General features: G+C 51.7%; 15 protein-coding genes. 8 read left to right on the top strand and 7 right to left on the bottom strand.

The window, feature by feature from the left end; genetic code table 11:
* Window positions 1-2 precede the first annotated feature (2 nt).
* The 4 genes from HV041_RS10130 to ydhT all read left to right on the top strand — a co-directional run bounded on the left by HV041_RS10130 (window position 3) and on the right by ydhT (window position 3,002).
* Window positions 3-671 (top strand): YdhW family putative oxidoreductase system protein, encoded by a 669-nt coding sequence (locus HV041_RS10130; RefSeq protein ID WP_121584566.1) that lies wholly within the window; start codon window positions 3-5, stop codon window positions 669-671.
* Window positions 672-735: 64 nt separating this feature from the next.
* A complete protein-coding gene (locus tag HV041_RS10125; protein WP_165712573.1) occupies window positions 736-1,404 on the top strand; it encodes a 4Fe-4S dicluster domain-containing protein in 669 nt (222 codons plus the stop codon).
* Window positions 1,401-2,186 (top strand): thiosulfate reductase cytochrome B subunit, encoded by a 786-nt coding sequence (phsC, locus tag HV041_RS10120; RefSeq protein ID WP_061067813.1) that lies wholly within the window; start codon window positions 1,401-1,403, stop codon window positions 2,184-2,186. Before HV041_RS10125 ends, phsC begins: the two co-directional genes overlap by 4 nt.
* A gap of 3 nt (window positions 2,187-2,189) precedes the next feature.
* Window positions 2,190-3,002: a protein YdhT gene (ydhT, locus tag HV041_RS10115; protein WP_061067814.1), complete on the top strand. Its 813-nt coding sequence runs from the start codon at window positions 2,190-2,192 to the stop codon at window positions 3,000-3,002.
* A 9-nt stretch (window positions 3,003-3,011) separates the two neighbouring features.
* Here the strand turns inward: ydhT and HV041_RS10110 are convergent, their stop codons facing one another.
* The 4 genes from HV041_RS10110 to HV041_RS10095 are packed head-to-tail and all read right to left on the bottom strand — an operon-like array spanning window position 3,012 to window position 6,117.
* A complete protein-coding gene (locus HV041_RS10110; protein ID WP_121584568.1) occupies window positions 3,012-3,689 on the bottom strand; it encodes an ABC transporter permease subunit in 678 nt (225 codons plus the stop codon).
* Window positions 3,679-4,464, bottom strand: coding sequence for an amino acid ABC transporter permease (locus tag HV041_RS10105; protein ID WP_116360135.1), 786 nt, complete (start codon window positions 4,462-4,464; stop codon window positions 3,679-3,681). The genes HV041_RS10110 and HV041_RS10105 overlap by 11 nt, the downstream gene beginning before the upstream one ends.
* Window positions 4,464-5,282, bottom strand: a complete 819-nt coding sequence (locus HV041_RS10100; protein ID WP_121584569.1) for an amino acid ABC transporter ATP-binding protein — start codon at window positions 5,280-5,282, stop codon at window positions 4,464-4,466. The genes HV041_RS10105 and HV041_RS10100 overlap by 1 nt, the downstream gene beginning before the upstream one ends.
* Window position 5,283: 1 nt before the next feature.
* The gene (locus HV041_RS10095) at window positions 5,284-6,117 is read right to left on the bottom strand and encodes an ABC transporter substrate-binding protein (protein WP_121584570.1); all 834 of its coding nucleotides are present in this window, start codon (window positions 6,115-6,117) and stop codon (window positions 5,284-5,286) included.
* A 248-nt stretch (window positions 6,118-6,365) separates the two neighbouring features.
* Between HV041_RS10095 and HV041_RS10090 the strand changes: the two genes are divergently transcribed.
* On the top strand, window positions 6,366-6,545 hold the full coding sequence (locus HV041_RS10090) for a hypothetical protein (RefSeq protein ID WP_071887336.1): 180 nt from the start codon (window positions 6,366-6,368) through the stop codon (window positions 6,543-6,545).
* A 117-nt stretch (window positions 6,546-6,662) separates the two neighbouring features.
* Window positions 6,663-7,556, top strand: a complete 894-nt coding sequence (locus HV041_RS10085; protein WP_048211818.1) for a LysR family transcriptional regulator — start codon at window positions 6,663-6,665, stop codon at window positions 7,554-7,556.
* A gap of 46 nt (window positions 7,557-7,602) precedes the next feature.
* Here the strand turns inward: HV041_RS10085 and HV041_RS10080 are convergent, their stop codons facing one another.
* Window positions 7,603-7,743: a hypothetical protein gene (locus HV041_RS10080; protein ID WP_086523654.1), complete on the bottom strand. Its 141-nt coding sequence runs from the start codon at window positions 7,741-7,743 to the stop codon at window positions 7,603-7,605.
* A 417-nt stretch (window positions 7,744-8,160) separates the two neighbouring features.
* Between HV041_RS10080 and HV041_RS10075 the strand changes: the two genes are divergently transcribed.
* Window positions 8,161-9,642 (top strand): APC family permease, encoded by a 1,482-nt coding sequence (locus tag HV041_RS10075; RefSeq protein WP_048211817.1) that lies wholly within the window; start codon window positions 8,161-8,163, stop codon window positions 9,640-9,642.
* Window positions 9,643-9,734: 92 nt separating this feature from the next.
* Here HV041_RS10075 and HV041_RS10070 read toward each other — a convergent pair whose 3' ends face one another.
* Window positions 9,735-10,433: a cache domain-containing protein gene (locus tag HV041_RS10070; RefSeq protein WP_121584571.1), complete on the bottom strand. Its 699-nt coding sequence runs from the start codon at window positions 10,431-10,433 to the stop codon at window positions 9,735-9,737.
* Window positions 10,434-10,457: 24 nt separating this feature from the next.
* Window positions 10,458-11,183, bottom strand: coding sequence for a GntR family transcriptional regulator (locus HV041_RS10065; RefSeq protein WP_040233767.1), 726 nt, complete (start codon window positions 11,181-11,183; stop codon window positions 10,458-10,460).
* A gap of 304 nt (window positions 11,184-11,487) precedes the next feature.
* Between HV041_RS10065 and HV041_RS10060 the strand changes: the two genes are divergently transcribed.
* Window positions 11,488-12,915, top strand: a complete 1,428-nt coding sequence (locus tag HV041_RS10060) for a gamma-aminobutyraldehyde dehydrogenase (RefSeq protein ID WP_048211815.1) — start codon at window positions 11,488-11,490, stop codon at window positions 12,913-12,915.
* The last annotated feature ends 4 nt before the right edge of the window (window positions 12,916-12,919 follow it).

The following is a 12,919-nucleotide window of genomic DNA, read 5'->3' as shown; positions in this document are numbered from 1 at the left end:
AGATGACGTACGTGAGTAACGACCTGGCCGCTGCAGAGGATGTGCATGGTGATGACGTGGATAGCCAAAAGAGACAGTGGCTGCACGCGTTACACCAGCCTGTCGCACACCAGAGTTCGTCATTAATTCAGGAACCCACCAGTCCGGAGTCGATAGTGGCGGATTTTATCCGCCAGCATTCTGCTTCAGGTCAACTGGTGGCACGCAGCGTGTTTCTGTTGCCACCTTATTCGGTTCCTGAAAGTGACCTGGCTACGCTGCTGGACGCGATGTGTCAGCATGCATCCGACGCAGATATTCTCTGTATCCAGGGGTCAGAGGATACCTACTTCTACTCGACGCAAACCATGACGGCAAACTACGCCGAGATGTGTGTGCAGGTGGTGGAAAATGATATCTGCCGTGCCATTGCAGAAGCGGTACGTTTTGACTGCCAAACGTATCCTCGCCCCTATAAGGTCGCCATGCTGGCGCAACCGCCATACCACTTTGAACCTGAGCAGGTTACGGCGGCGCTCACGGCAATGGAAACGCATCCTGATTATGCAGACATACGTGCTGTGGAATCGTCGAATGCGGAACCTTATCTGTTTAGCGAGCGCTTTATGAGTTACGGCAAAGCGTATGGCCTGTGCGAATGGCTTGAGGTTGAGCAGTATCAGAACCCCTGAATTTTTCAGGTTGATGTCATGGAACGTGTGGACGATCACTGTCACAGCATTAGAGGATAACCCGATGTCCTTCACCCGACGAAAATTTGTCATTGGCATGGGGACGGTGTTTTTTTTCACCGGCCCAGGCCAAAACCTGTTAGCGAGTACGAAGAGTACTAAAAACGTTCGTTATGTCATGATCCACGACGAATCATTGTGCAACGGATGTAATATTTGCGCCCGAGCGTGCAGGAAAACGAATCATGTTCCTGTTCAGGGGAGTCGTTTATCAATAGCCCATATCCCGGTAACGGATAACGATAACGAAACGCTGTATCACTATTTTCGTCAGTCCTGTCAGCATTGTGACGATGCCCCCTGCATTGAGGTGTGTCCGACCGGTGCTTCCTGGCGAGATGAAAACGGGATTGTGCGAGTCGATACCTCTCGTTGTATCGGCTGCAGTTACTGCATTGGCGCATGTCCGTATCAGGTACGCTATCTCAACCCACAAACCAAAGTGGCGGATAAATGCGACTTCTGCGCCGAATCACGTCTGGCGAAAGGTTTCCCGCCAATTTGCGTCAATTCTTGTCCAGAACACGCGTTGATTTTTGGCCGTGAGGACAGCCCGGAAATTCAGACCTGGTTGCGGGAAAACAAGTACTACGAATATCAACTTGCAGGCGCCGGGAAGCCCCATCTGTATCGTCGGTTCGGTCAACATTTGATTAAAAAGGATAATGTATGAACGCGTCGCAGAATGCCGAACAGTTTCACGCACAGCTTGCGCAGTACGTCCCAATGTTTTCGCCGGATTACTGGCCTGTCTGGTTGGTTTTCGCCGGGTTAATGCTGGTGGGGATGTGGCTGGTGCTGGCACTCCACGCAATGTTGCGCTTTCGTTCAGCGAATAAAGCGTCTGCAGGACACGGAGAGAAGGTCTATTTATACTCGAAAGCTGTCCGTTTGTGGCACTGGTCGAATGCGCTATTATTTCTGTTGCTGCTGGCCAGCGGCCTGCTAAATCATTTCACTGCGGTCAGTGCCCCAGTGATGAAAAGCCTGCTGACTGTGCATGAGGTCTGTGGCTTTTTGCTGCTTGCCTGCTGGATTGGTTTTGTCCTGATTAACCTGATTGGGGGGAACGGGCATCACTATATTATTCAGCGTCAGGGCTGGATCGGCCGGGCGCAGAGGCAGACGCGATTTTACCTGTTTGGCATTATGCAGGGCGAAGCGCATCCATTCCCGGCATCAACGCGTTCGAAATTCAATCCGTTACAGCAGGCGGCGTATGTCGGCGTGATGTACGGTTTGCTGCCGCTACTGCTGATCTCCGGGTTGCTATCCCTGTACCCACAGGCTGTGGGCGATCTGTTCCCTGGCGTACGTTACTGGTTGCTGCAGGCGCACTTTGCGCTGGCTGTCGTGAGCGTGTTTTTCATTTTTGGACATCTTTATCTCTGCACCACTGGACGCACACCGGGCGAAACCTTTAAGTGCATGGTGGATGGCTATCACCGGCATTAAGAGATGATGATTACGCGTGGTGACTTACGGGCCTGGCGCGTCGGGCCCGTGATGTATCGCTGGTTTCTGCGTGCGTTTCCTGAAGGAGGCAGCTATGCGGAGGTGCACCGTGCACTCCAGCAGGAAGGGTATAGTGACTGGGCAGATAGCCTCGTGGAATACGGCTGGTCAAGATGGCAGGATGAAGAGAATTTTGTCCAGCAGGATATCTGTGCGATGGGCCGTGTTGTCTGTCCACAGACGGCAGACGACAACGGTAAACAATTGGCGAGCGCGGCTGATGGCGACAGTCTCGGTAGCGCGGGCGATAACATTAAAATCGTCAGCGCCGGGTACGCCGCGCAGATTGCCAGTGCAGGTTACAGCGCACGTATTGGCTGCGTGGGTTATAACGCTCATGTTGCCAGCTCCGGTGAGCGTGGCCGTATTGCCATCGCAGGAAACTCCACACGAGTCAGTAGTGTGGGAGGCGGTACACGAATGGCCAGTACGGGTATGCGGGTGCGCATCAGTTCGCTGGGTGACAGAAGTCGTATCGCCAGCAGCGGTGATTTAACCCAGATAGCCAGTTTTGGCGCAGAGTCGAAAATCGCCAACTGCGCGGACAACGTGCAGATCATGGCCAACGGAGAAAACACTGTTATTGCCAGTACTGGCGTGGTCGATTCAATAATTCTCGGCCCCGGCGGATGCGCGGCTCTTGCCTATCACGACGGTAAGAGAATGCGCTTTGCGGTGGCTATTGAGGGTGAAAATAACATTCGCGCAGGGGTGAAGTATCGGCTCAACGAAGACCATCAATTTGTGGCATGTTGAGCCGTGTTGCTATTTCAACGCGAACCGACGCTGAGTGATCTTCTCCAGGCTAAAGCACAGCAGGTAATAGACCAGTCCGGTAAAGACAAAAATGGCCGCCGGGTAAATTTGTACCCGGTTGTTAACCTGACCCGAAACCGTCGTGAGTTCAGGCACGTTGACGATAAATGCCAGCGACGTGTCCTTGAGTAGCCCGATAAAAATCCCCGTTAGCGAGGGCAGTACGTTGCGCAGAACCTGCGGCAACAGAATTAACCCGAGCGCCTGGAGCGGACGAAACCCCTGAACGATGGCCGCATCATACTGACCGCCTGGCAGCGCAGTGATACCTGCGTACACAGAATGCATCACCGAGGCGGCGGTAAACCAGGCCAATGCCAGCGTAACGGTTATGGCTCCCGGTAAATCACTGCCTGTGAGCATGGGCAACAGATACCACATCCAGAAAATCACGAAGATTAACGGAATACCACGAATAAACTCTGCCCAGATAAACAGCCCCTTACGTATCGCCCCAGGAAAACGCCAGGCACAGCAGGCGAGTGCGATCCCAGCGGGAAGCGCCAGTGCCGCTGCGCCAATCGCCATCAACAGCGTGAGCAGAACGCCCCCCGGTTGCCCCTCTGTGACCCGCCCCCACAGGAGGTAGTCCAGATTGTCGGTAATAACCGAAATATTAGCGATCATGCAGTAGGCTCCTGAAACGGAATATGCGTGTTTTACGCGCCAACGGTTTACCTGCTGCAGACACAGGACCAAGACGGGTTAACAACATCCCCAGTACAATGCCGGTCAGCAGGTAGAGTGCCGTGCCGACGGCAAAGGCTTCCAACGCATGGGCGTTATAGCTTTCAATTTGCCGTACCTGGTATGTCAGTTCTGCAAAGCCAATGCCGCTGGCCAATGAAGACAGCTTCATCAGATTAAGATATTGCCCCACGATCGGCTGCCAGGCATTTGCCAGCCCCTGAGGGAGCAGGATGTGACGAAACGTCGCCCATGACGAAAACCCCTGTGCTATGGCTGCCTCGCGCTGCCCGCCAGAAACAGCCTGTAAACCGGAGGCGACCTCTTCGACCAGAAAGGCCGAGGTAAAGACACCCAGTCCCCATGCGGAGCAGAGAAACTCCGGCGTTAACCACCAGACATCCCCCGGCAGAATGGACCAGGAGTGTTCCGCATTAATGAAGGTAATCACGTCGCGAGGAAGGAGATTCCATGCAGCGAAGTACCAGAACATCAGTTGGACGAGTAAAGGAGTATTGCGAAAAACAGAGACCCACACGCTGACTATGGTGGTCGCAAAGCGCTGTCCTGTCAGGCGCAGGCTGAGCAGAAAGATGGCAAACACCGTGGCGAGTACCACGCCGGCTAGCGTGACCCAAAGTGTGGTCAGAAAACCAGAGATTATCCATTGCAGAGGTTGCCCGCTCAGCACCCCCTGCCAGTCCATTGCATGCATTATAACGATGACTCCTGGTGTAACGGGTCGAGCACTTTTTTCAGAAAACGTTGGGTCCTGGGGTGCTGAGGGCGAGTGAAAAACGCCTCAGGAGGTGCGACTTCGAGAATATCGCCGCCATCAATAAACACCACACGATCGGCAATCTCCCTGGCGAAATGCATTTCATGGGTCACGACAATCATGGTAATACCGCTATGAGCCAGACGCTTCATGACCTGCAACACTTCGCCAATCATTTCTGGATCCAGCGCGGAGGTGGGTTCATCAAACAGGATGATTTGCGGCGAGGAGGCCAGCGCGCGGGCGATAGCAACACGTTGTTGCTGCCCGCCGGAAAGTTGGGCGGCATACGCATCGGCTTTCTCAGCTAATCCTACCTGTTCCAGCAGTTCAAGTGCCCGTTGCTCAGCATCCGCTTTTTTCCAACCGTGAACATATTCCAGCGCCAACGTGATGTTCTGCTGTGCCGTCAGGTGGGTGTAGAGATTGAATTGCTGGAACACGAAACCAATCCGGCTGCGAAGCTGACGCAATGTGGGGCCGCGCAGCTGACCGATTGGTTTGTCATCAATAAAAATATCGCCGCCGCTCAGTGACTCCAGTTGGTTTATCAGGCGAATAAGCGTCGACTTTCCTGAGCCAGAAGGCCCGAGAATGGTGACGACTTCGCCCGGTTCAACCGACAGGCTGACGCCGTTAAGCACGGTATGATTGTCATAGTGTTTTATGACATTACGCAGTTCAACACGCGCCTGGCGCAGATGCGTAAAATCCGCAGCCGAAGCTGCGGGACGATGAAAAAGGCCTGAGAGCATATTACTTCGCTTCTATTTTGAAGGCGCGGGGCTGTGGATTTTTGGTTTGCGGACCAAACCAGACATCATAAATTTTGGCTGCCTGCCCGGTTGACTCGAGCTTTAATAGTTCGTCGTTCACGGCCTTCAACAGCGCAGGTTCACCTTTTTTCACACCCACACCAATTTCTTCTTTGCTCAACAGGTCGGGCAAAATTTTGAAATCTGCTTTATCCGGCGCACCGCCTAACAACCCTGCCAGAATGGTGCTGTCCTGGGTGATCGCCTGGACATTACCATTACGCAGTGCGGTTAATGCCAGCGGAATATCGTCATAGGCCAGCACACGTGATTGTGGAAAACGCTGATGCAACGCCTGCTCACCTGTCGTCCCTTTCACCGCACCGATACGGGCCTTACTGTAGTCATCAAGCTTATCCGGCGATTTTGCCGGAACGAGGAATTGCTGTCCGGTAACGAAGTAAGGGGCGGAAAAATTGATAACCTGTGCACGCTCAGGTGTAATCGTGATATCCGCTACGATTAAATCGGCCTTACCGGACTGCAATAACGGTATACGGTTAGCCGGATTGGTGGCGACCAGTTCCAGTTTAACGCCAAGTGATTTAGCCAGCGCTTCAGCGAAATCAACGTCGTAGCCGACAATTTTATGTGTTTTTGCATCAATAGAGCCGAACGGTGGATTGGCGTCAAAGGTGGCGATTTTTACCACGCCTGCGGCTTTGATATCGGCCAGTTGATCGGCCTGAGCGTATGACGCGGCAATGCCTGACGCCAGCAGGACACTGAGTGCCAGCCATGTTTTTTTTGTGCTGTGAATCGTCGTTGCCATCATTTTCTTTGAATCCCTGTTGTTTTGGTTTGTGCTTTTTACGCTCCCATAACTTGCGGCGGTGACCAAATAAGAAAAAATTCTTATCTATATACAAAATGGTATTAGTGAAAAGGGTGTTAATTGCGGGTGAAAATAATGAAAAACTGAAATGCAAAATAGCGCACAACGTTGGCAAAAATTCGCATTTCATTTTTTACGCATTCTGCGCTGGAATAAGTTGAGCCCAACAGACAGCGGAGGCGGAGAAGATGAACGGGGTTAAATATCTTTGGTTGCGTATAAAGAATCGACATCCACAGACTCCACAACATAGTGCGGAACGAAATCTTCAGCGTGTTGTGGAGTCTGTTCTTCCTGCCGCCAGCCTGTATGGGGTGGATATCGCCAACATTGATCCGGAGTGGTTCCGTGATAAAACAACACGCTGAACTTCGCCTGACGCGCGAAATGTACTGGAATGAAGTGTGCAAAATGAGCAGAAATACTACTGAATCTCAATTCTGATCTGTAACATACATCGAAACAGGTCTGGATTGGGAACAAGCATGCTGCGTGATAATTTTAACGATCTCTATTATCTCATTGTCGTTGCCCGTGAACGCAGTTTTACCCGCGCCGCAGCGAAGTTAGGGGTCTCGCAGTCAGCATTAAGCCATGCCATTCGCGGGCTTGAGGAGCGACTGGATGTCAGATTGCTGACCCGTACCACGCGAAGCGTCGCGCCAACCGAAGCCGGAGAACGGCTTATCAACAGTATCAGTCCGCGTTTCGATGACATTGAGTCGGAGCTACTGGCATTAACCGATATTCGCCAGCGCGTGGCGGGGAATATCCGTCTGACGCTCGGGGAACATGCGTTGCAATCGACCGTCTGGCCTGCACTACAGCCGTTTTTGCAGGCGTATCCTGATGTAAATGTGGAAATGACCATCGACAACAGCCTGACGGATATCGTGACGGGACGCTATGATGCCGGTATCAGGCTTGGCGAGCAGGTGGCCAAAGATATGGTTGCTGTCAGGATCGGTCCCGACTGGCGCATGGTTGTGGTGGGATCCCCCGCCTATTTTGCCCGCCATGGCAAACCGCAAACCCCGCATGATTTACAGAATCATAACTGTATCAATATGCGCATGCCGACCCTGGGCGGGCTGTATGCCTGGGAGTTTGCCAAAAATGGGCAGGATCTCCGCGTGCGGGTAGAAGGGCAGCTTATTTTTAACAATCTTCCACCGCGTATCAGTGCGGCGATTTCGGGCATGGGCCTGGCATTTGTACCGGAAGACACCGTCGAGCAGGCGGTAGCAGAGGGAGCGCTGGAAAAAGTGCTGGAAGACTGGTGTGAACCTTTTCCCGGTTATTACCTGTACTATCCCAGCCGTAGACAACATACCGCAGCCTTTGCACAGCTGATTGAGGCGTTGCGTTATACGGCGTGAAGCGCAGGCTGACTATAAAAAAACCGGCATTGAGCCGGTTCAGAAATTAGATTTTGCAGGCATCGCCGCAGTCGTTATCAGCAATCATTTCCTGCGCTTTTTTGTCCGCATCTTCCAGACGTTCAGCATTACGCTCTTGCGCTTCTTCCAGCCCATCAAAGACCAGATTATCGAGATCAATTTCCATCATTCACCTGCCAGGTTCAGCGTTTAACATCATTCCATTATATTGCAAAAATGTTGCTGAACAGCAGCGATTATTGCTACTAAGCACGTTCTTATACCAGGTCAGCGTATTTTTCCGGCAGCGTATCCCACAGATGGCGGTTCGCTTCCAGCAGCAGACGGTGCTGCTCAACGGCGTGCGCGTTTTCCCGTGCCCCGCGCGACATCAGCGTCCAGGCCTCCAACGCTGAAAACCTCTCGTCATTCACTCGTTATGTTAATTAAATGTTATTAAATCGAGTCGAGCCCTTGTTTATTCAGGAACGTGATGTGCGATTTGTTTTAACAAATATGCGACAAAATCACTATACATATAACTTAATATCTTTTATACATTAATTGTTCAACCCTGCGACTATTCCACAAAAGAGAAAGCAATATGGAACAGACTCCTGATAAGAAAAACGATAATTTTCAAAAAGATGGCAAAGAACAGTTCAACCGCTCGATCGGGCTTATTTCAAATTTTGCGTTGGGTTTTACCTACCTGTCACCGCTCACCGCTGTTTATTCGCTGTTCGCGTTGGCAGTGACGCTGGCGGGACCACCCGCGGTGTGGTGGATTTTAATCGTCGCGTGTGGGCAGTTGTTAGTCGCCCTGGTGTTTGGTGAGGTTGCGTCTCAATATCCGATCACCGGGGGGCTGTATCCCTGGGCGAGAAGGTTGTGGGGTAAGAAATATGCGTGGATCGCCGCCTGGATCTACCTGTGGGCGCTGGTGGTGACGATTACCTCGATCGCGGAATATACATCAACATTTGTTGAATCACTCTTTCATTATGGCCAGACACCCGCCACCATGCTGGTGACCTCCGTCTTGCTGCTGCTTTTGATGATGGCCGTCAATATGTCCGGGACCAGGAATCTGGCCAGGGTCGCCAAAATTGGTTTCTGGTGTGAAATCGTCAGCGTGATTGCGCTGGGTATTTACCTGCTGATTTTCCACCGTTCACAGCCTTTCTCCGTCATCTTTGATTCGATGGGGGTACTGGCACATGACGGAAGTTATTCCACCGCCTTTATGTCTGCCGCGCTGATGGGCCTGTTTATGTTCTTTGGCTTCGAAGCGTGCGGTAACGTTGCAGAGGAAGTGCAAAATCCAAGCAAAAAAATTCCGGTAGCCATGATTTTAAGTATCGTGTTTGGCGCGATCTCCGCCATTATCTCCGTCATGGGCTATCTGCTGGCGTCACCGAACCTGGTGAGTATCGTGAATGGCAAAACCGCCGATCCGATCCCGGCAATCCTCAATGAAGCGCTGGGGGAAACCGGTGCGACGGTCTTTATCGTTGTCGCTATTATCGCGATGCTGTCGTGCATTCTGTCTCTGCAAGCGGCGTTAAGTCGTCTTATCTTTTCTTTCTCTCGCGACAGAATGCTGCCGGGCAGCGAGTGGATGGCCAAAATTTCCAAAAATGGTGTCCCGGATAATGCCATGGTCGTCAGCTGCGTGTTGCCGGTTATCATTTGTGTCTGGGTCTATTTCCAGCCAGATAACTTATCGCGTATCACCGCATTTGCTGTGATCGGTATTTATATTTCATTCCAGATGGTGGTACTGGCCGCGCTGCGTCAACGTCTGAAAGGCTGGAAACCCGCCGGAGAGTGGACGATTGGTGGTTGGGGCGTGATTGTAAACGTGCTGGCATTAGCTTACGGCCTGTGTGGGATCTGGTTACTGGCGCAGCCAGCTGACAGCAGTGATTTCATCGACCGTTGGACAGTACTGTTTGGTCTGGCGATTGTGGTAGGTTCAGGATTGATCTACATGTTCCTTACCCGACCTTTTGGCCGCTCGGCTGCACCGGAAAACGATGCTATTGCCTATGCCACGAAGCTCAATATAGGGCAGGATAACTAAAACTAAGGGCCTTCGGGCCCTTAATTTCGAACGCTTTGCGCGCCGGATACAACGCTGGCATCCTTATCCGGTAACGCTCAGCCTTGAATGGACTATTTCTGGTAGTGATAAAGGATAAAGTAGTCGCTTTGATACACCACCGTGCTGTGGGCTGGTGACAATAATTCACCGACGCGAAAGCGCGGCCAACTGGAAAAGATGATCCGGTTTTCCAGATTGGTCAGAATGACATAATCAGGGTGAGGGCAGGAGAGCAGTTCGGCTTCTATCTGACTGACCAGCAGATCGACGGCGGCGACGCCGAGGAACTGATCATGATAGTAAACCGGAACCGCTGAGGTTAGGGTATAGGAGATGTTACAGATATAGTCGACATACGGGCCATGGATGTACGCTTCACCTGCCGGAGGCGAATGCTTAAACCACTCAAAGGTTCTGAAATCCAGCCGCTGTTGCGTCGCCTGATCCAAATCCAGATGTGCCTGACTCAATCCATTATCTTTCTTATACCACCATTCCAGCAGCCAATATTCTTTGGTGGTTTCTGTTCTCTCAATATGGCTGGCGAAACCTGCGCCCGAACAGTAGTGATTGTTGTTCAGTGTGCTCTTGATGTGTTGCTGAACCGTTGATCTGACAGCGGGGTCGAGGACAACTTCGGCAGAGCCTTTTTGCACACCGGCAATGGCCTCGTGAATGCTCCTCGCCAGCGCAACGGTAGACTCTACGGTAGAGGCGGTAATATCATCAATTTTACGGATTAATGCGCTTAAGGATGTCGAAGAGCTCATGGTCTGTCCTGCCTTCACTGATTGTCAGTTCGAGTTATATTTCAGCTTTTTTTCAATAAGGTAATAGGTAAACGTATCGATGATCTGCGTGGCGTACTGGACTGACCCGGTCTCGTTATGGGCGGCTAGCGCGTCGGCCAGCGCCGAATAAAGCGCGATAATTTCCGCATGAATATTGTCGGCGCGATAGAGTATTGCCACCAGTGATGCCCACTCGGCCTGGACCTGAAGCTCCTGGTTGGCCAGCCGTGCTGAATGAGAGCTGGCCGCAATTGCCAGCAAACAACGCATATCGGCCTGAGTCATCAGTTCTGGTGAGTCGGCTTTCCTCAGCACGTCTACAAACTCGCGAAATTTGGCAATATCCGCCGCGGTCATGCGTCTGGAGGCTAACCTGGCGCTGTGGCTGATAATGGCGCAATGCATTTCGCCTAAATCCGAAAGGTAATCGGTACTGATCGATTTAAACGGATGCAGGGCGCTATTTTTGCCATCAATATTCTCGCAAACGAAGCTCCCGCCATTACGGCCACGAACCGTATGGATAAGATTATTAGCCCGAAGCGTGTTGAGCGCTTCTCTGATAGTAATATGTGAGACACCCATCATCTTTGCCAAATCGGTTTCATTGGGCAGCTGTTCTTTTGGCTCCAGTAACCCGGTAATAATGGCATTTGACAGGCGCTGCACTATCTGGTCTGAACGACTGACCTGCCCGATAGGCGCAAATATGACCGCATGAGTAATCATAATCTTTTCTGCACTCAATTCCCTGAAACAACGACCATTTTTAACACATGCCCGCGGGGCACGAAAGGTCAGAATGGCCGCGTTATTTTACATGCCCACGCGCAACATCGCTGCACAGGCGGATGTGTGTCCCGATAGCGTCAAAGCGCACTGCACGCTGACGATGAAAAACCTTACCCTGAAAATGTAAAATTTAAGTTAAAAATGCGAGGTTTATCATAGTGTCAATGTTGCGCATTTGAAAAATTTTTACAATATATATATTACATAAGCTTCTTTATGTATTAATTGGCGGGAGACAGGCATGAGAACCCTGAAGCATTTTATAAATGGGCAATATGTAGCGGGTAACACAGAAGACACGTTTGAGCTGGTGAGTCCGGTTGACGGTGAAACGTACGCCTTATCGCCTAATGCCGGTGCGACTGAGGTGGATCTTGCCTACTCGGCGGCCGCGGCGGCATTTAACATGTGGAAAAAATCGACACCAGCCCAGCGGCAAAAAGCACTGCTGCAACTGGCGGATGAGATAGAAAAAAATGTTGAACGACTGGTCAACGCGCAAAGCCAGGAAACCGGTCAATTGCGTCATTTTATCGAAAAAGAAGAGATTGCAGCCTCGTGCGATGCGATCCGTTTTTTTGCCGGCGCAGCGCGTTGTCTGGAAGGGAAGGCCGCCGGAGAATATTCCGCCGGGTTCACCTCAACGATTCGTCGTGAACCGTTGGGCATTGTGGGACAAGTCACACCGTGGAACTACCCGTTTATGATGGCGGTGTGGAAGATTGCACCGGCGCTGGCCGCAGGCAATACGGTAGTTTTAAAACCGAGCGATACCACCCCGGTAAGTACGCTGCTCCTGGCTGAACTGGCGGCACCCTTATTTCCGCGCGGGGCGTTTAACGTCGTGTTGGGCAAGGCCAGTACTGGCTCACTGGTGGTTTCTAACCCGACGGCTTCATTGGTGTCGATTACCGGTTCGGTACGCGCTGGTCTGCAGGTTGCGGCATCAGCAGCAGCTAACCTGACAAAGGCCCATCTTGAACTGGGTGGCAAAGCACCCGCCGTCGTGTTTGCTGATGCAGATATGGACAAGGCGATTACTGCCATCACTACCGCAGGATTTTTCAATGGCGGACAGGATTGTACTGCCGCCACGCGCATCCTGGTGGAAGATTCTGTCTATGCGACGTTCCTGGAAAAACTGATCCAAAAAACGAAAAGTATCAAGTTTGGTCCTCCGCAGGATCAGGATGCGTTATATGGCGCGCTGAATAGCAAAAACCAGCTTGAGCAGGTGAAGGGGTTTATTGAGCGTTTACCTGCACATGCGAAAATTGAAACCGGTGGTCATGCGGGGCCTGGACCGGGTTTCTACTTTGAGCCAACGATAATTTCCGGCCTGCATCAACATGATGAAGCCATCCAACACGAAGTGTTTGGCCCGGTAATGACCATTCAGTCGTTTTCTGGTGATGAAGACGCGTTGCGCAAGGCGAATGATGTGGAATATGGCCTGGCCGCGAGCGTCTGGACCTGCAATCACAGTCGCGCTCAGCGTTTCAGTATTGATCTCGATTTCGGCACAGTATGGATTAACAGTCATATTCCTCTGTGCGCCGAAATGCCGCACGGTGGATTCAAAAAATCCGGCTACGGAAAAGATCTCTCCTCTTATTCGCTCGATGAGTATACCCGGGTGAAACATATCATGTGTGATATTTCCGAATAACAGG

Origin of the sequence: Citrobacter sp. RHBSTW-00029 (genome assembly GCF_014104295.1) — a bacterium.
In the GTDB taxonomy this organism is placed as follows: Bacteria; Pseudomonadota; Gammaproteobacteria; order Enterobacterales; family Enterobacteriaceae; genus Citrobacter; species Citrobacter youngae.
Note: the sequence above shows the minus strand (reverse complement) of the source record. Positions and strands in the feature narration are given on the sequence as shown.